This window comes from Mesorhizobium zhangyense (assembly GCF_011045115.1).
Classification (GTDB): Bacteria; Pseudomonadota; Alphaproteobacteria; order Rhizobiales; family Rhizobiaceae; genus Mesorhizobium_M; species Mesorhizobium_M zhangyense.
Genome location: NZ_JAAKZG010000013.1, coordinates 1 through 17,493, shown reverse-complemented (window position 1 = coordinate 17,493; position 17,493 = coordinate 1). Strand labels below are relative to the sequence as shown.

Annotated in this window: 15 protein-coding genes; 6 read left to right on the top strand and 9 right to left on the bottom strand. The window is 60.7% G+C overall.

Translation table 11 applies throughout. The annotated features are described in order from the left end of the window. Positions 1-262 precede the first annotated feature (262 nt). The 5 genes from G6N74_RS23495 (at position 263) to G6N74_RS23475 (ending at position 5,071) form a co-directional block, all read left to right on the top strand. Positions 263-1,471 carry an ABC transporter substrate-binding protein gene (locus G6N74_RS23495; protein WP_165120441.1) on the top strand — a complete coding sequence of 403 codons (1,209 nt, stop codon included), beginning with the start codon at positions 263-265 and terminating at the stop codon, positions 1,469-1,471. Positions 1,472-1,661: 190 nt separating this feature from the next. Beyond that, on the top strand, positions 1,662-2,426 hold the full coding sequence (locus G6N74_RS23490; RefSeq protein ID WP_165120440.1) for an ABC transporter ATP-binding protein: 765 nt from the start codon (positions 1,662-1,664) through the stop codon (positions 2,424-2,426). After that, positions 2,416-3,156 carry an ABC transporter ATP-binding protein gene (locus G6N74_RS23485; protein WP_165120439.1) on the top strand — a complete coding sequence of 247 codons (741 nt, stop codon included), beginning with the start codon at positions 2,416-2,418 and terminating at the stop codon, positions 3,154-3,156. The genes G6N74_RS23490 and G6N74_RS23485 overlap by 11 nt, the downstream gene beginning before the upstream one ends. A gap of 2 nt (positions 3,157-3,158) precedes the next feature. Then, complete coding sequence (locus G6N74_RS23480; RefSeq protein ID WP_165120438.1) at positions 3,159-4,046, top strand: branched-chain amino acid ABC transporter permease; 888 nt, start codon at positions 3,159-3,161, stop codon at positions 4,044-4,046. Positions 4,047-4,078: 32 nt separating this feature from the next. After that, on the top strand, positions 4,079-5,071 hold the full coding sequence (locus G6N74_RS23475) for a branched-chain amino acid ABC transporter permease (RefSeq protein ID WP_376767743.1): 993 nt from the start codon (positions 4,079-4,081) through the stop codon (positions 5,069-5,071). Positions 5,072-5,261: 190 nt separating this feature from the next. On the opposite strand, the gene G6N74_RS23470 is transcribed toward G6N74_RS23475, so the two are convergent. The 9 genes from G6N74_RS23470 to G6N74_RS23430 form a co-directional block, all read right to left on the bottom strand. After that, complete coding sequence (locus G6N74_RS23470; protein ID WP_165120437.1) at positions 5,262-6,005, bottom strand: SDR family NAD(P)-dependent oxidoreductase; 744 nt, start codon at positions 6,003-6,005, stop codon at positions 5,262-5,264. Next, a complete protein-coding gene (locus G6N74_RS23465) occupies positions 6,002-6,424 on the bottom strand; it encodes a Zn-ribbon domain-containing OB-fold protein (RefSeq protein ID WP_165120436.1) in 423 nt (140 codons plus the stop codon). The genes G6N74_RS23470 and G6N74_RS23465 overlap by 4 nt, the downstream gene beginning before the upstream one ends. A 1-nt stretch (position 6,425) precedes the next feature. Continuing rightward, the gene (locus G6N74_RS23460) at positions 6,426-7,601 is read right to left on the bottom strand and encodes a thiolase family protein (protein WP_165120435.1); all 1,176 of its coding nucleotides are present in this window, start codon (positions 7,599-7,601) and stop codon (positions 6,426-6,428) included. Positions 7,602-7,637: 36 nt separating this feature from the next. Beyond that, entirely contained in the window at positions 7,638-9,140 is a 1,503-nt protein-coding gene (locus G6N74_RS23455; RefSeq protein ID WP_165120434.1) for a sugar ABC transporter ATP-binding protein, read from the bottom strand. Further along, positions 9,137-10,222 (bottom strand): SMP-30/gluconolactonase/LRE family protein, encoded by a 1,086-nt coding sequence (locus tag G6N74_RS23450; RefSeq protein WP_165120433.1) that lies wholly within the window; start codon positions 10,220-10,222, stop codon positions 9,137-9,139. The genes G6N74_RS23455 and G6N74_RS23450 overlap by 4 nt, the downstream gene beginning before the upstream one ends. Next, positions 10,219-12,336, bottom strand: coding sequence for an ABC transporter permease (locus G6N74_RS23445; RefSeq protein WP_165120432.1), 2,118 nt, complete (start codon positions 12,334-12,336; stop codon positions 10,219-10,221). Before G6N74_RS23445 ends, G6N74_RS23450 begins: the two co-directional genes overlap by 4 nt. A gap of 69 nt (positions 12,337-12,405) precedes the next feature. Next, positions 12,406-13,434: a sugar ABC transporter substrate-binding protein gene (locus G6N74_RS23440; RefSeq protein ID WP_165120431.1), complete on the bottom strand. Its 1,029-nt coding sequence runs from the start codon at positions 13,432-13,434 to the stop codon at positions 12,406-12,408. Positions 13,435-13,503: 69 nt separating this feature from the next. After that, positions 13,504-14,493: an ABC transporter permease gene (locus G6N74_RS23435; protein ID WP_165120430.1), complete on the bottom strand. Its 990-nt coding sequence runs from the start codon at positions 14,491-14,493 to the stop codon at positions 13,504-13,506. After that, on the bottom strand, positions 14,490-16,124 hold the full coding sequence (locus G6N74_RS23430) for a class I adenylate-forming enzyme family protein (protein WP_165120429.1): 1,635 nt from the start codon (positions 16,122-16,124) through the stop codon (positions 14,490-14,492). The genes G6N74_RS23435 and G6N74_RS23430 overlap by 4 nt, the downstream gene beginning before the upstream one ends. On the opposite strand from G6N74_RS23430, the gene G6N74_RS23425 reads away from it, so the two are divergent. Beyond that, on the top strand, positions 16,083-16,853 hold the full coding sequence (locus G6N74_RS23425) for a helix-turn-helix domain-containing protein (RefSeq protein ID WP_165120428.1): 771 nt from the start codon (positions 16,083-16,085) through the stop codon (positions 16,851-16,853). The two genes, G6N74_RS23430 and G6N74_RS23425, sit on opposite strands and share 42 nt — an antisense overlap. The last annotated feature ends 640 nt before the right edge of the window (positions 16,854-17,493 follow it).

Below are 17,493 nucleotides of genomic sequence, written 5' to 3'. Positions count from 1 at the left end.
CGTCTCTGCGTATCGCGCTACATTCGACACTGCGCCTTCGCCTCAGGCAATCAGCGCTTGTTGACATTCAAGTTTTCCTATGGGAAACAACTAGGAAACACAGAGCTGTCCGGGAGGAAAACTGGGCCAGCGACCGCGTTTCATCGACAGCAGGATGCGCCGGCAACTCAGCGTCAGTGTTGTGCGCGGGTGTATTCCGTGGCTGGCGGTCGTCGTCCGGGCGGGAACCAAATTTTCTGCTCAAAAGGGGAGGAGCATCTAGATGAAGAAAATCGGCCATTTTCTGGCAGCATCGATCATTTTCTCGGCAATGTCGCCGGTTCAAGGACACGCAGGAGATACCGAGGTCAAGCTCGGTGTCCTGACGGACATGTCTGGAATATTCTCCGATGCGAATGGCAAGGGTTCCCTAGTGGCGGCTCAGATGGCCGTTGACGATATGGCAGGCCAACTTGCCGGTTTTTCCGTGCATGTCGTCAGTGCAGATCATCAGAACAAACCCGATATCGGCGCTGGCATCGCGCGTAAATGGTTCGACGAGGACGGGATCGACGTCGTTCTCGACATTCCCGTCTCGCCGATAGCGTTGGCGGTGCAGTCCATAGCCGAAGAAAAAGACAAGATCGTCCTGCTTTCGAGCGCCGGTTCATCCGACATCACCGGAAAGGCGTGCAGCAAGAACACCATCCAATGGACCTACAACACCTTTGCGCTTTCGAACGTCGCGGGCCGCGCCATGGTCGAGCGCGGAGAGAAAGCTTGGTTCTTCATAACGACAGACTACGCGTTCGGCCACGCGCTTGAGCGCGACGCGACCGCAGCCATCGAAGCCGGCGGCGGCAAGTCGCTGGGCCACGCACTCAATCCCATCGCAACGCCGGACTTCTCGTCCTACCTGTTGTCGGCACAGGCATCCGGCGCCAATGTCATCGCACTCGCAAGTTCCGGTGGCGACATGCAGAGCGCAGTCAAGCAGGCAGCGGAATTCGGCATTCAGGCGGGTGGGCAGAAACTGCTCGGTCTTCTCTTCGACGTAACGGACATCAAGGCCCTGGGGCTCGATGTGACAAAGGGAATGCTTCTCGCCACGCCTTTTTACTGGGATCGCGACGATGAGAGCCGGGCCTTTGGACAGCGTTTCATGAAGATTCACGGGCGGGCACCGACCATGCATCAGGCAGGCGTCTATTCTGCCACGCTGCATTATCTCAAGAGTGTCGCCGCCGCAGGAACTGATGAGACCCAGGCAGTTCTAGAGAAAATGCGAGAAACCCCGGTGAACGACATGTTCGCGCGCAACGGGACGATCCGGGAAGACGGCCAGATGATCCACGATTTCTATCTGGTGGAGGTTAAGAGCCCGTCGGAGTCGAAGGGCGAATGGGACTATTATAAGGTGCTTTCGACCGTTCCCGGCGAACAGGCCTTCCAGCCGCTCGGAAGCTGTCCGCGACTGGCGAACAAGGGATAGTCCCAGCTTCTAATTTGCACAGTGTGGTCGTCATGCCGGCGGAAGGAGGACGTCGTCCCCGGCATGAGGTCCCTATCCTCGATGTATGCACGGATGGCTGCCGCAGATACCGGCGCGAATCCTGATAACAAAACAGACAAATATAAGAAGCCGCTCGCGCACAGCGCTCTTTCGGAAGGCCAGCAAGTCAATGAAGCCAGACATAGTACTGTTGGCGTCGGGTCTGACCAAGCAGTTCGGCGGTTTCACGGCCGTTGGCGGCGTGGACCTTCAGGTTCGTCGCGGCAGCATTCATGCCCTTATCGGACCGAACGGCGCCGGCAAGACGACTTGCTTCAACCTGCTGACGAAGTTTCTGATCCCGACAAGCGGCACCATTCTCTTCAATGGCAAGGATATCACACGAGACAACGCCTCTGAGATCGCGCGCAAGGGGCTGGTGCGCTCCTTCCAGATCTCCGCCGTGTTTCCCAAGCTTACCGTCCAGAACAATGTGCGTATCGCGCTGCAGCGCAAGGGTGGGGATTCATTCGATTTCTGGCGGTCCAGTTCTGTGCTGAGGAAGCTGGATGGGCAAGTCGAGCAACTGCTCGAAGCTGTCGGCCTATCATCCTTCCGGCATATCCTAGCGGGCGAATTATCCTATGGCCGCAAGCGGGCATTGGAGATCGCCACCACGCTCGCGCTCGATCCCGAAATGATGCTGCTCGACGAACCCATGGCCGGCATGGGCAGGGAGGACGTGGAGCGCATAGCCTCGCTGATCCGAAGGGTTTCGGCGGGCCGCACCATACTGATGGTCGAGCACAATCTTTCTGTCGTCTCATCGCTCTGCGACCGCATCACGGTTCTGGCGCGCGGCAAGGTTCTGGCCGAGGGCGACTACGCCACTGTTTCCGGCAATCCGCTCGTAGTCGAGGCCTATATCGGCACTGGAGGGTCGCATGGCCATTGACGAGACCGCTTCGGCAAATGCCGTGGAGACGGAGCGCCCTCTCAAGGTGCGCGGGCTGCAGGCATGGTACGGTGAAAGCCATGTACTTCACGGCGTCGATCTTGATGTCGCGCGCGGCGAGGTCGTCACGCTGCTTGGACGCAACGGAGCGGGCAAGACCACGATCCTCAAGTCGATAATGGGCGTCATGGCGAAGCGGAAAGGCTCGGTGCTCGTAAACGGCTACGAGACTATCGGACTGCCATCGCGTCTCATTGCGCGCATCGGCATCGGCTATGTGCCGGAAGAGCGCGGCATCTACGCCAGCCTCACGGTGGACGAAAACCTCATGCTGCCGCCGCGTTTGAAGGCTGGCGGCCTGTCGCGCGAGCAGGTGCTCGACCTGTTCCCGAACATCCGCGAACGGCTGACGAGCCAGGGCACGAAGCTGTCCGGCGGCGAGCAGCAGATGCTTGCGATCGGACGTATCCTGCGTACCGGGGCTGATCTTCTCCTTCTCGACGAACCGACAGAGGGCCTGGCCCCCGTCATCATCGAACAGATCGGGCGCATCATAACCCGCCTCAAGCAGCAGGGCTTCACCATCGTTCTTGTCGAACAGAATTTCCATTTCGCGGCGACGGTCGCCGACCGGCACTACGTCATCGAGCAAGGCAAGGTCATAGACATGATCTCAAACACGCATGTCGAGGCGAACATCCCGAAGCTTCAAGCCTATCTGGGAGTGTAGCGATGACTGATATTTTCGGAATCCCCTCGCAGGTGCTGCTCGGCCAGATCGTGCTGGGGCTTATCAACGGTTCATTCTATGCAATGCTCAGTCTCGGCCTGGCGGTGATTTTCGGGTTGCTCAACATCATCAACTTCGCGCATGGGGCCCAGTACATGACGGGTGCTTTCGTCGCCTGGATGCTGCTGAACTATCTCGGCATCAACTACTGGGCCGCGCTGGTGATCGCACCGCTGACGGTCGGCATGTTCGGAATGCTCGTCGAGCGGTTCCTGATCGCACGGCTTGCCCATCTGGATCATCTCTACGGGCTTCTGCTGACCTTCGGCGTGGCGCTGATCGTCCAGGGCCTGTTCCGCAACACCTATGGCTCCTCGGGAATGGCATATGACATTCCCGAGGCACTCAAGGGCGGCACGAATCTCGGCTTCATGTTCCTCCCCAACTACCGCGCCTGGGTGATCGTGGCATCGATTTCGGTTTGTCTACTCACATGGTTCGTGATCGAGAAGACCAGGCTAGGCTCGTATCTTCGCGCGGCGACCGAAAATCCGGCCCTGACCCAAACCTTCGGCATCAACGTGCCGCTGCTGATCACGCTAACCTACGGCTTTGGTGCGGCGCTGGCGGCGCTGGCCGGCGTCTTCGCTGCGCCGATCTATTCGGTAAACCCGAATATGGGCGCCGACCTCATCATCGTGGTGTTCGCCGTCGTCGTGATCGGCGGGATGGGCTCCATCATGGGGGCGATCATTACCGGCTTCATGCTCGGCCTGGTCGAGGGCCTGACCAAGGTCTTCTACCCCGAAGCATCGGCCACCGTGATCTTCATCATCATGGTGCTCGTGCTGCTGGTCAAGCCGGCCGGCATCTTCGGCCGCCCGGCATGATGGACAAGCAAAACTGCTCAGGAGGAATGACGATGGCTGATGGGCACTCGCTGGCGCTGGACGAGACCGGCATGACAGTCCCGGCGGAAAACAGCGGCACGAAGCGCCTGCATGTGATGATCATGATCGCCATCGCTCTGGCACTGCTGGCGGCGCCCTTCTTCGTCTATCCGGTGTTCATCATGAAGTGCCTGTGCTTCGCACTGTTCGCCCTCGCCTTCAATCTGCTGCTTGGCTATGGCGGCCTGCTTTCCTTCGGCCATGCCGCGTATTTCGGCATGGCGAGCTATGTCTCCGCCTATGGCGCGGCGAGCTGGAAATTGCCGCCCGAACTCGCGATCCTCTCCGGCGTTGCCGTCGCAACTCTGCTCGGCGCGGCTTTCGGTGCGCTGGCCATCCGGCGGCAGGGCATATATTTCGCCATGATCACGCTGGCGCTGGCGCAGATGGTCTACTTCTTCTCGCTCCAGACGCCGGAATTCACCGGCGGCGAGGACGGCATCCAGGGCTTTTCGCGCGGCTTTCTCCTCGGCATCATCGATCTCGCGAGCGATCGCAATCTCTACTGGGTCGTCGCTGCGATCTTCATGGCCAGCCTCCTCGGCGTCTATCGCATTGTTCATTCGCCGTTTGGAGAAGTCTGCAAGGCCATCCGCGACAACGAGCCCAGAGCGATCTCGCTCGGCTATAGCGTCAACCGGTACAAGCTCACGATCTTCGTTCTTTCGGCAGCCCTCGCCGGCCTCGCCGGCGCGGTCAAGGCGATCGTGTTCCAGCTTGCGACGCTCACGGACGTCCATTGGTCGATGTCCGGGGAGGCAGTGCTGATGACCCTGGTCGGAGGCGTGGGCACCATATTCGGGCCGATCGTCGGCTCGTTCGTCATCGTTGCGATGCAGAACTACCTCGCCGGGCTTGGAGGATGGGTCACGGTCGTGCAGGGCGCTATCTTCGTCGTCTGCGTCCTGACGTTTCGCGACGGCATTATCGGCGCGCTGGCAAAACTGATCCGAAAGCCACTGTGAAGATACTGGAACCAAGCTGCTGCCGGTCTCTGACTGTTCTCAGGCATCGCAGCCGCTAGGGCGATTGCGTTCGAGTGTAGCCCCTTTCCCGACGGTTGAAGAAATCGGCAACACAGCACTGGAAATGGCCGCCTCCTGCGAGCAGAGAGGCGACCGGAGTTTCGGATGGGCCGCGCCCCGAACCCAAATTCTATGCTGCGCTCGCCTTTCGCTTCGGGAACGGCATGCCGGCACTGTGCGCAACCGCACCGCCATCGACCGGTATTATCGCGCCCGAGACGTAGGAAGATTCGGGTGAAGCCAGGAAGGCGATGAGACTCGCCACTTCTTCGGGGCGTGCCATGCGCTGTTGGGGAAGCTGAAGCTGCTGATTGCTGGCAAAAGCATCTATCACGCCGGACATCATCTCGGTGGCCGTCGGGCCGGGACACACGCAGTTCACACGGATGCCGAACCGGCCGTAGTCGACCGACCATGACCGCGTGAGCGCGACGATCGCTCCTTTCGAGGCGGTGTAGGCATCCGCCAGAGGCATCGCGCGCAGAGCGGCCACGCTCGACAGAAGCACGATTGCGCCATCGTTATTCATCAACGGACGGAAAGCGCGGACGGTCAGCATGACGCCCGTCAGATTGACCGCCAAAGTGCGATTCCAGGCATCGAGCGTAAGCTGCTCGGCGCGGCTGTCGTCCGGCCGCAGATTGACGCCGGCGCAGGGAATAAGCGCGTCCAGCGCCCCGATCGCTGCCGCGCACGCCATCAGCTCCGCCTCCGACGTCACATCGCAGATGTGGCTGACGATGGCGGCATCCGGATTGGGTTTGCGGTCGAGTGAATGGACAGTCCAGCCACGTTCGGAAAGGGTGCGTGCCGTGGTCGCCCCTATGCCTTGCGCCCCACCCGTAATGACAGCGACCGGTTTCGCGGCGCTCATCGCGCCACCTCGCTCTCGTCCAGCCGGAACACGGGAAGCACCGTTCCCCCGGCATCCTCAAAGCCGACGCTCACCCGGTCGCCGATCCTGGCTTCCAATGCACCGTCACCGACAATATTGCTCATGAGCTGGACGCCTTCGTCGAGACGGATGATCGCCACGACATAAGGCAGGCGATCGGCAAAACCCGTGGGCGGGCCAGCCAGCTGGGCCGTCACCGCATAGATTTCACCCTTGCCGGGCGACGCGCGCCAGCCGAGGTCATCGCCGAGGCAGTGCGGGCATACGCGCTTGGGATACATGATCGGACGGTCGCAGGAGCGGCATTCCTGCACGACGAAGCGGCGCTCGGCTGCGGCTTCCCAGTAACCTGCGGACCAGCGGCTCGGCTGCGGAAGCGGTCGGGATGAGTTGGTCATTCTAGTACTCCTTCGAAAGAATGGTGACGTGGGAATCCATCCACGTGCCGCCGGAAGCAGTCTCGACTGCGTTCACGAGATTGGCGACCTGGCGCTCTCCGGCCTTGCCCATCAGTTGACGGAAAGCTTCGACCAGAACGGCAATACCGCCGCCCACCGCCGTATGACCCTGCGAAAGCATGCCGCCATTGGTCGTCATCGGCAGCGAGCCTCCCGGCGAAGTCTCGCCTGCCGCCACGAAGGCCCCCGCCCGCTCGCCGCGACACAGCTTCAACCCATCGAGCGTGATGAGCGGCCAGACCGGATAAGCATCGTAGATCTGCGCCAGTTGCATGTGTTCCGGGCCGATGCCGGCCTTGGCGTAGGCCTCCGCGCCCGCCTCCTCGAACCCGAGTCGGGCGAGGTTGGTGTCCTGTGAGACGGTGTAGTGCGTGACCAGCGACCCATGCCCACGGACATAGACCGGCGTCTTGGTGATGTGCGGCGCATCTTCCGCGCGCGCCACGATGAAGGCCGCAGCGCCGTCGGCCAGCATATTGCAGTGCTTGGCGCGCAGCGGCGTCGCGACCATTTTCGACGCCAGCACCTCCTCTATGGTCAGCGGCGTGCGGAACATGGCGTGCGGATTGAGTTGCGCCCATTGACGCAGCGCGACGCAGACGGAAGCCAGTTCCTCCTCGGTGGTGCCGGTTTCGTGCATGTAGCGGTTGGCGGCGAGCGCACCGACCGCGTTCATGTTGTGCCCGTAGGGCGCTTCCCACTCTTCGGAAACCCCCGTGGTGGAAAAGAGATCGATGCCCGCCTGCTTGGGCAGCGATCCGACCGCATCGGAATGGATGCAGAGAACATTGCGCGCAAGGCCGCCGGCGATAAGACCTTCGGCGATGGCAAGCATGCTGGAGCTGGTTGCGCCGCCTGACATCACCTGCACGTTCATCTTCGCCGAACGGAGCATACCGAGTTCTTCGCAGAGCCGTGAGAAAACGAGATCGACATTGAAGTGGCGCGACGCCAGCGCACCGACCGGCATGACCACATCGATATCCGTCGGCGCCATGCCGGCATCGAGAATGGCATCCCGGCAAGCGAGAATAGCCGCTTCAATCTCGCTTCGTTCCGGGAACCTGCCAGAAGGCACCTCGCCTATCCCGACCGCCGCTGCTCTTACTTTCTGCATCAGACTGCACTCTCCATGGTTTTTCGGTGTCGCCGCTCAGTGCACGGCGGCGTACATGATCTTTGCTTCGGTGGCGTCCTCGGTTCGGAATTCCTCAACCACGCGCCCCTTCTGGCAAACCAGAATGCGGTCGGAGATGCCGAGGATTTCCGGCAGGTAGGACGAGATGACGATAACGGCGAGACCGTCGTCAGCGAGGCGTTCGATAAGCTGGTGGATCTCGGCGATCGCGCCGACATCCACGCCTCGCGTCGGCTCGTCGAAAATGATGATCCGTGGTTTCTGCACCAGGGATTTGGCGATCACGACCTTCTGCTGATTACCGCCGGAAAGCTCGATGACGCGAGCATCGGCGTTTATCGAGCGCACCGCCAGCTTTTCGCTCCAGGTGCGGGCAATCGCTGCGATCTCCGAGGTCCTGACTACCAGCCCCTTGTTGAAACCGGCGGCGATGTGGCCAATGCCGATGTTCTCGGCGATCGACATGGTGTCGAAGAAACCTTCGACCTTTCGATCCTCGGTGACGTAGACGATACCGTCCCGAACGGCCTGCCCTGGTACGCGATAGCGCACAGACCGCTCTCCAAGCCTGGTTTCGCCGCCGTGCAGGAAGTTTCGCTTGGCGATGCCGGCGATGATCTTGGCCGTTTCGGTTCGGCCTGACCCGATGAGCCCGAACATGCCGGTGACCTGACCTGCGTAGACGGTGAAGGAGGTGTTGCGCACCACCTTGCCCATGGACAGGTTCTGCACGCTCAGCACCTTCTCGCCGGCCTTCCGGTAGGTCTTGGTTCCTTCGCCGTAAAGGTCACGCGATAGCGCGCGGCCGACCATAGCGGTGACGATCCGCTCGCGGTCGAATTTCGAACGGTCATCGCTCATCACCAATTTTCCGTCGCGCAGGATGGTGATGCGGTCGGAAATTTCCAAAGCCTCCTCCAATGCATGGCTGATGAAGACGATCGAAACGCCGTCGGCCTTCAAACGGCGGATCAAGGCGAAGAAGTGGTGCTTCTCCTCCGGCGTCAGCGAAGCGGTCGGCTCGTCGAAGACGATGACGCGCGCGTTCTGGCGCACTGCTCTCGCAATCTCGACCATTTGCTTCTTGGCCACGCCAAGTCCTGCAACGCTGGCCCATGGGTCGACATTGAAATTCAGCGACTGAAGAAACTGCTGTGCGGCAATATAAAGCGGTCGAAGCTTGTTGAAGAAGCTCTCGTCACCCAGGAAGATGTTCTGGGCCACGGTCATGGAAGGAACCAGGCTGTTCTCCTGATAGACCATGTTGATGCCGTCCCGCATGGCCTCGGCCGGCGAACCAAAGGAAACCGGTTTCCCGTCGAGTAGGATTTCACCGGCCGTGGGCGCGACGACGCCAGCCATCAATTTCGTAAGCGTCGACTTCCCGGCACCGTTCTCACCCAGCAAGGCATGGATCTCACCCTTACGAAGCGTGAAATCGACTTTTTCGATGGCAGGGATGCCGCCATAGCGCTTGGTGACCCCACGCATCTCTATCAGGGCAGGAGCATCGCTCATGAACGCCCCCCGTCATCCGGAAACAGCCGTAAAACCGCATTGCCGCCTTTGGAAGCGATCAACAGCCCGGCGCCGTCCTCCATGCAGGACGTGATGCCGTGCCGCGTGCCATCGGCGCGACTGTGCCAGCTCGCCATCGGCCGAAAATGCTCGTCAAGGGCAAGCACCAGCCCAAACGAACGCGTCGGCGCCCAAGGTTTCAGCATGCCGAGTTGTTTCAACGAGCCGCCCTGAAGCGGCTCGAGGAAGGATTGCGGGGCGGTGAGCGACGGAGCGATCCAGAATTCCTCAGGCACATCGCGCATCATCTCTTCGCAAAAATCCCGTTCGATGAGCACGAACTCGACGAGTTGGCTGCGCGGCGCAAAGACAGTCAGCCAGGAACCGCCGCCGGTGCGCGGCATCAGGCGAGCCGGATAGCCTGGAATGTCGCTCAGCACGGCTTCAATCCTGCCCGACGGCTCGATGGACAGGAGACGGCTGCGCCAGCTTTCCGATACGATCAGGCGTCCGTTTTCCGAAAGCAAGATGCCGTTTGGATAGGCGAGGCCTTCGGCCAGGCACACCGGCGAACCGCCCAGCGGCACCCTCCAGACAGACCCGCTCGATCCGCGCTGCATGAGATCGCGCTTCCACGAATGCGGCCCGTTACGGCGGGAGCCGAGGCAGACGATCAGCGTATCGGGATTTTCGAAGGCAAGCGCCGTGGGGCAGACGAGAGGATGCGAACCGAGAGCATCCAGCGAAAATCCGTCATACCTGCCGCCTTTGAGCAGAATGCGACCGTTTTCCAGCCCTGCGGCCAACGACCCGTCCAGTGCGGTCGCGAGTGCACTGACATTCGCATCGAAGCTGTGCAGGGGTCCGCCCCGGCCATCGAGTCGAACAACGTCCGCATCGGAGGAAGCCAGCACATCGTCGCTGAGCCGCACCAGATTGTCCGGCGCGGTCAGGTCGCGCACCAGCTCTGCACTCTCGATCGCCTGGTTCGGCTGCAACGCTCCGTCCATAGGCGGTGTCGTCACCGCAAAGGCGCCCGAACCGCGAACACGATCAACCCAGCGGGAAAGTGCTGCGATCATGGCTTCTCTCCGCGATAAGATGCGGCGGCAGTCCATTCCGGGTCGGCTCCGGGTATCCGGTAGCGGCCGATGCGGTTGTTGGAGACACCGCCCAGATAGAGCCAGCCGCGATCCTCCCGCATGGAGGTGATCATCGGATGATTGGCGCCGCTGCGATCCCACAGGCAATCGGTGATGCGGCCGCTTTCGTCGAACTTGACCACGCAGCCATAATTCATGTTGGGGAAGAGCCACTCATCCGGCGCGATGCGCTCCACCATGCGCTTGCGGAACCCCGGCTTGCGCAGGGCCATGTCGAAGGCCGGCGTGCGCATACCCACGAGGGCCAGCCAGTAACCGCCGTCCGAGGCGCGGTTGATATTGTCGGGATAGCCGGGCAGATCAGGGATCACGACCTCCCGCTTGCCGCGCTTCGGCCCGTCGAACCAGTAACGCGAGATGCTGCAACCCCAGGTCTCGGCGAAGAAAAAGGACTGACCGTCCCGCGCCATGCAGATGCCGTTCGGAAAACGCAGGTTTGAAATGACGGTGCGGGTCGACCCGTTGCGCGGATCAAAGCAGATGATGCGCCCGTTTCCGCGCGCCTCGAGCGCATCGACCATCCATTCGGACATATCGAAGCGTATCGTCGCCTCGCTGAAGAAAATCCGTCCGTCCGGCGCGATGTCCAGATCGTCGGCAAGCCGCATGCGTGAATCGTCGATGACCGAGAACCAGCTACGGTTGGTCTGGTCGGAAAGCTTGACGGCCTTCCGGTCGGGTCCGATCCGGTAGACGCCCATTCCGGCAACGCAGGTCACGAGATTGCCGTCGCGGTCGAAGGCCATGCCGAGCGGATGCCCGCCGGTGTGGACAAAGACTTCCTTGCGTGTGTAGTCCGGGGCGAGGAAGCGGACGATGTCGCCCTGGCGCGTGCCGCTGTAGAGGTTGCCCTGCGCGTCGAGGATCGGATCTTCCGGCCCGTCGATTTCGCCGAGGCCGATAAGCTCGACATTCTTCAACCGATCGTTGACGGCGTAAGGCGAGCCAGAGTGCTCGGCGGTATCGGGCGAGCGCCCCAGTTTCATGTAGGTCGGCGAGACATAGACCCGCGACAGAACCTTTGCGCGGTTCTTGAGCCATTTGACGTCGATGGCAACCGCAGCAAGCAGCACCAGGCCAAGCACGAGCGAACTGCCACCGGTCGGGAGGCTGAGACGGATAAGGCTGTTCGAGACGATCAGGACGATCACCGTACCGAGCAAGGCCTTGAAGACGGACCCACGGCCGCCGCCAAGGCTGTTGCCGCCGACAACCGCTGCCGTCAGCGCCAACACCTCCATGCCGACGCCGGTATCCGATCCGGCAGCGTTGAGGCGCGAGGCATAAAAGACACCGGCAGCAGCGGCCAGCATGCCGGAGACGACATAGGTCATCGCCACAGTCCGGCGCACCGGCAGTCCGGCGTTGTAGGCCGAGCGTCGCGAGCCGCCGACGGCAAGAATGTACCAGCCGGGCCGAAGCCGCGTCAGGAAGATATGACCGGCGAATGCAAGCAGCAGTGCAAAGATCAGGGAAACGGGCATGCCGAATACCCGGTCGAAGCTTATGAAATCCCAGATCGCGGATCGTGTACTGGGCCGCGCCACCTTCACTGCATAGGCGAGGATAAGCATGTCGACGACCGCGCGGACAATGATGAGCGTTACCAGGGTCGTCAGGAAAGCCCGCAGCCGCAGGTAGCCGACCAGAAATCCGTTGACCAGTCCCACCGCCGCGCCGCAGGCGAGCGCGGCAAGGATTGCCAGTGGAATAGGCCAGCCCAGCATATTGAAGAGCGCAAGGGTCACGAAGTTGGATAGCGCGAAGACCGAACCAACGCTCAGGTCGATGCCGCCGCCGAGCATCACGATGGTCATGGCGAGGACAACGAGCAACAACTCGCCGAATTGTGCCGACATTCCCCCAAGGCCGCCAAGGGTCACCAGACCCGGAATCAATGCCCCGAAAATCGAAAGCGTAAGCAACAAGATGACGAACGGGATCGCGTTGTCGATCCAGTTCTTGGCGAGAATCTCGCCAAGAACATGGTCCGGCACGAGCCTGTAGCGCAGTCGTGTGAGCGTTTCGCGCATTACGTCATCCATCACGGAATTGCAGGAGGCAGCCGGCGCTCGTTCAGGCCGGGCACCGGTTCGCAGCTGTCAGGGGCCGTACTTCTTGACGTCGTCCAGATTCCAGCAGGCGCCCGGATAGTTGCTTTCCTTGGTGATCGTTTTGAGGGGCGTGTAGAGCGCGATGGATTTGGTGCCGGGTTCTGCCGGCTTGCTCTGAAGAACGGAGCGCACGGCCATCATCAGGTCGCGCGCCTGGCCTTTCGCGTCATAGCTGATGTAGGTGCTGAAGTTGCCGTTCGCGACATTGTCGCAGGCAGATGCCTGATTTCCACCGCCCGAGCTGACCAGCGCAACCTCGCCGGTCTTGCCCGCCTCCTTGATCGCGGCCGCAATACCGACGTCCATGTTGTCCCACATGCCGATGAAGCCGCAAAGATCCGGATTGGCCTTCAGAACCGTCACCGCGATCGCATGCGCCTTGCTGGCATCCCAGTCGGCCGCCTGATTGGAAACGATCTGCACCTCGGGATGCTGCTTCAGCGTCGCTTCGATAGCCTGGATGCCGTATTGCGACGTCGGGTTGGTCAGCACGCCCTGCATGACCGCGATCTTGCCCGACTTTCCGCTGCCCTGGCCACAGGATTTTACGATGGCCTCGGTCTGCTTCACGGCGATGTCGTACCAGTTGGCGCCGATGAAGACGTCGCCATTGGCGTCGGCCTTGAGGTTCATCGTCACCACCGGAATGCCCTGTGCATTCGCCTGCTGGATCAGGCGCGTATAGGCCTGGATTTCCGGCGGATGCACGACGATGACATCGGGCTGTTCGGATATGAGCTGGGAAAAGGCCTGCGCGCCGGCGTCGACGCTCCAGTTGGGGTCGCGGATGCTGAGGTCATAGCCGAAAGCCTCCGCATCGTGCTTCAACCCGGCTGCCCAGGCCTCCGTCAGGTCGAAACCCATGGCGATCGGCACGAAGCCGACCTTCTTGCCCTTCATCGCCGCCGCACTTTCATTGACCAGCCCGTCGTCAGGCTGCTCGGCATGCGCTATGGCCGCCAGGCCCGACAAACCGACAATTGCGGTCAATGCGGCCGCCAGGATACATCTATTCATTGCTTTCCTCCCATGGTCCAACATTGAATTCCTCCTCTCAAGTGATCCTTTACGCAGTCTTTCTCAAAGTCAGATATCCCCCTGCTGCGATGTCTGCTCGTCACGCGGGTTCATGAGCGAATCGATGACGATCGCCGTGAGCAGGATCAGACTCTTGATGATGTTCTGCAGCGTGTAGGCGACGTTCATGATCGTCATGCCGTTGACGAGCACGCCGATCAGAAGCGTCCCTACGATCACGTTGCGGATGCTGCCCTTGCCGCCCGACAGGCCTACGCCCCCGATGACTACGACAAGAATGACGTCGTAGACCAGGTTGGAGCGGACAATGCGGGTTTCGACGCTGTCGACCGAAGTCGCCGCGATAACACCGGCCACGAAGGCGATGGCGGCCGCTGTCACGTATTGCAGCACGATCAGCGGACGGATCGGAATACCCGTGGAGCGCGCTGCGGTGGGGTTGTCTCCCATAGCATAAATGAAGCGCCCCGGCACTGTGATCCGCAGGACCACATGAGCCACAACCGCGACAAGACCGAACAGCAGCACCGAATTCGGGATGCCGACAACCTGCCCACTGCCGATCCACTTGAACCATGTGTCGGCCGCACCCTTGAGATAGATCAGATTGTCCTCGAGCAGCAGCGAGCGCACAAAGCCATAGGCTACGGTGCCCATTGCAAGCGTGGCGAAGATGGCTGGGATCTCAACATAGGCGACCAGAAACCCGTTGACGAGCCCAATGGCCAGCGCCAGGCCCAGCCCCATGACGATGGCGATTTCGATCGGCACGCCATTGTTGGAAAGCTGGAGCACCCAGGCGACCGACACCGCCATATTGGCCACGATGGACAGATCGATGCCCCGGCCAATAATGGCGAGCGCCATGGCCACGCCGAGAATCCCCAGGATGGAAACATTCTGGATGAGGGCCAGGATGTTGCCCGCCGTCAGAAAGCTGTCGAGCGTTACGGAAAACAGCACGAGCAGAGCCAAGGTAATGGCGACGACTATTTGCTCCTGCGTGAATGCGAATGCGGGCCGGAAAGACGGGCTCATTTGCCTGCCTCCCCCTTCATCTCGGCCACCAGCCTGTGTTCCAGAGGCTGGCGCTGAATCTTGCCTGTCGCGTTGCGTTCCAGATCCTCATCGCGCAGGAAGACGACGCGCTTGGGAAGCTTGTACCGAGCGATTTTACCCTCAAGGAGCGCAAGGACCTCGTCCGCGGTCAGGCGCTCATCCTGGGGGACGATGAAGGCAACGGGTACCTCTCCCCAACGATCGTCCGGCTGCCGCACGACGACAGCTTCGCGTATCCGTATCGACTCCCTGAGCACACACTCGAGTTCGGCCGGATAGATGTTTTCGCCCCCCGATTTTATCAGGTATTTCCGGCGATCGATGAATTGGAGGGTTCCATCGGCGCTGCGTATGAAATCATCCCCCATGTGAAACCAGCCACCTCTGAAGTCGCGTTCGCTTGCTTCCGGTGCGTTCCAGTATCCGCTGAAGAGTGTCGTGGAGCGGAGGGTCATTTCCCCGACTTCGCCGGGGGCAACCTCCCTGTCGCCATGATCGACCAGCCGAATCTCACAGGATGAGGTTTGCTTCTTGGCAAAGGAAACCGGCTGGACGCCCGGGGGGATCTTGTCGCCACTTGCCGGCGCTATCCCGGTTTCGGTCGATCCAAAGCTGTTCAGGAACGGCGCGGCAAGCAACCCGGAGATTTCCGCGATCTGTGCCGGCGGAACCAGATTGGCCATGCAGCCCACCACGGCAACGCGCCGGGGTGCATTTGGCGCACGACGCCGCACCTCTATCATGCGTTCGATCATGCCAGGCATGAGAACAAACCAGCCAACGTCAATCTCCGACAGGGCATTGCTGATCATCTCGGCATTGAAACCATCGACGACATACACCGGCGCGCCGTGGCACAGCGCGGCGAGAGCCGGGTCAGCCGCCGCCATATGGAAGAGCGGCGACCAGGCGATCGATCCGTCGGTCCGGCGAATAGACCAATCGGCCATCATCACCAGCGCCCTCGCAATAATTGCGCGGTGACTGATCACGGCGCCCTTGGGAAGGCCGGTGGTTCCGCTCGTATAGAGGATCAGAAGCCCATCCTCGGCGTCTGCCGCCAGCAAAGGCTCTTCCGGCGATCCGGCTTCGACAATGCTCTCATAGCTGTTACCGAAAACAACCAACGGGACGGCCAGCCCGAGGTTTTCCGCCGTCGGAGCAAACCGCGACGATGCGAAGATCAACTTCGGCTCGACAAGTTTCAGGCAATGAGAGAGTTCCGGTGCTGCCTGCCGCCAGTTCTGGCACGCCGCTAATGCTCCAATCTTGGCGCATGCCAGTATGAGCTCGATATATTCCGGCCGGTTCTCGGAAACGATCGCAAGGCGATCGCCCCTCGATACGCCACGGGCTTTCAGAGCCGAAACGAGACGGTTTACCCGACCGTTGAGTTCCTTGTAGCTGATAGCGCTTCCGGCTTGAATGACTGCAGGAGCATTGGCATTTGCGCGGGCACAATCCCGAAAAAGGGACGCGACAGTCGGGCCTGCAGCCGCCGTGCGGATGGCGGCCGAGGCGGAAAGACCGGCAAAGGACGGACCGGTCACAATGCCTCCGGATTCTGGATGGAGAACTTCGCGAGCGCACTGCGCGGATTCTCGACCCATGCCGACTGCGAGCGCTGCACGTACTGTCGCATCCTATCTCCTCCCAGGTTACGACCGATGTTTCCTGATTGTTTCCTATATAAAAACTTTTATGTCAACAAGATTTGTGCGATACCCGTGGCAGATTGTGATTGCCTGACCGAGGAAGAAATGGACGCAAGCGCTAGGATGGGGGAACTGGGCGCGGCCCTGCGCCGGCTTCGCAAAACCGCCAATCTGACGATGGAGGCGGCCGCGCGGCAGGCCGACGTGACGAAAGGTTACCTTTCGAAGGTCGAATCCGGAGCTTCGCAGCCCTCCATCGCCGTGGTGAGCCGCCTTGCGGATGTCTACGGTGTCCCACTTTCGGAAGTGTTCATCTCGCCTGGCGAGAAGGGGCCGATTTCCATCGTTCGCGCCGACGAACGGAGGCTGATCAACCGCAATGGAAGCGAACTCGGCTATGTTTATGAAATAGCCTCTTTCAACAAGGCCAATCCGCGATCCGAAATCTTCTTCCTGACCCTGCCCTGCATCGAGGATGCCCACCTGCCGAATTTCCGCCACGCCGGCGAAGAGGTCCTGCTCGTACTGGAAGGACGCATTCGTTTCGACTATGCTGGAACCGAGATCATTCTGGGGCCAGGAGATTGCATCCAGTTCGAGGCCTCTTTCGATCATAACGGTGTTGCGATCGACGGCAAGGAAGCCAAGGCATTCGTCGTGATTACGCCTGACAAGAAGCTTTAAGCTTCATCCAGGCATGCGAGTGTAGGCAATACCACCGTGAAGTGAAGAATGACTCGCGGTGAACGGCTCGTCATTCACAATCACTAGATGGGCAGGTTCGCGTGGGATGGAACCCAGCGCGCACAGTCTACCTACGCCGTTACCTTAGCGATGAGATTCGAGAAGATGACGCGCCGCGCCAGGTGAAGAAGACAAGTTTATCTCCTCCATAGCCCTCTAGTCCCCTTTTAATAGCCGGCATCACCCGGAGCCGGTCGAAGCGGTAACCATAGCCGTCTCAGACAGCCGGCGATGTCTGCTTTCGGGAAGTGGCGAAGCTGGTTTTCTGTGGCCCGGATGAGGCGCGAAGCGGCCAATCGCTGTGTGCGAGGCAAACATCCCCTTTGCTTGAGTGTTTTCCGTTCGGCGCTCGGTCGTTACCGGTCTGGAAGGTGCGCCGGCATCACACCAGGGCACGGGATAGTAGAACGTCAAAAAGGCCGTCCGATGGTTAGATCGGGACGGCCAGTGATTTATGATGAAAATGGTTGTTGTTGGGTTGGGCTTTGAGCCTGTGCCGTTGAGGATATCGTCTGCGGGACTCGGAGCTACCATTGCCAGGGAAGCGAAGCTTCCGGACGGGGATCGTTTGGTGATGAAG

Coding starts and splice junctions, on each gene's coding strand:
- G6N74_RS23495 (WP_165120441.1), top strand. CDS start 263: ATGAAGAAAATCGGCCATTTTCTGGCAGCATCGATCATTTTCTCGGCA.
- G6N74_RS23490 (WP_165120440.1), top strand. CDS start 1,662: ATGAAGCCAGACATAGTACTGTTGGCGTCGGGTCTGACCAAGCAGTTC.
- G6N74_RS23485 (WP_165120439.1), top strand. CDS start 2,416: ATGGCCATTGACGAGACCGCTTCGGCAAATGCCGTGGAGACGGAGCGC.
- G6N74_RS23480 (WP_165120438.1), top strand. CDS start 3,159: ATGACTGATATTTTCGGAATCCCCTCGCAGGTGCTGCTCGGCCAGATC.
- G6N74_RS23475 (WP_376767743.1), top strand. CDS start 4,079: ATGGCTGATGGGCACTCGCTGGCGCTGGACGAGACCGGCATGACAGTC.
- G6N74_RS23470 (WP_165120437.1), bottom strand. CDS start 6,005: ATGAGCGCCGCGAAACCGGTCGCTGTCATTACGGGTGGGGCGCAAGGC.
- G6N74_RS23465 (WP_165120436.1), bottom strand. CDS start 6,424: ATGACCAACTCATCCCGACCGCTTCCGCAGCCGAGCCGCTGGTCCGCA.
- G6N74_RS23460 (WP_165120435.1), bottom strand. CDS start 7,601: ATGCAGAAAGTAAGAGCAGCGGCGGTCGGGATAGGCGAGGTGCCTTCT.
- G6N74_RS23455 (WP_165120434.1), bottom strand. CDS start 9,140: ATGAGCGATGCTCCTGCCCTGATAGAGATGCGTGGGGTCACCAAGCGC.
- G6N74_RS23450 (WP_165120433.1), bottom strand. CDS start 10,222: ATGATCGCAGCACTTTCCCGCTGGGTTGATCGTGTTCGCGGTTCGGGC.
- G6N74_RS23445 (WP_165120432.1), bottom strand. CDS start 12,336: ATGCGCGAAACGCTCACACGACTGCGCTACAGGCTCGTGCCGGACCAT.
- G6N74_RS23440 (WP_165120431.1), bottom strand. CDS start 13,434: ATGAATAGATGTATCCTGGCGGCCGCATTGACCGCAATTGTCGGTTTG.
- G6N74_RS23435 (WP_165120430.1), bottom strand. CDS start 14,493: ATGAGCCCGTCTTTCCGGCCCGCATTCGCATTCACGCAGGAGCAAATA.
- G6N74_RS23425 (WP_165120428.1), top strand. CDS start 16,083: ATGGAGAACTTCGCGAGCGCACTGCGCGGATTCTCGACCCATGCCGAC.
- G6N74_RS23430 (WP_165120429.1), bottom strand. CDS start 16,124: ATGGGTCGAGAATCCGCGCAGTGCGCTCGCGAAGTTCTCCATCCAGAA.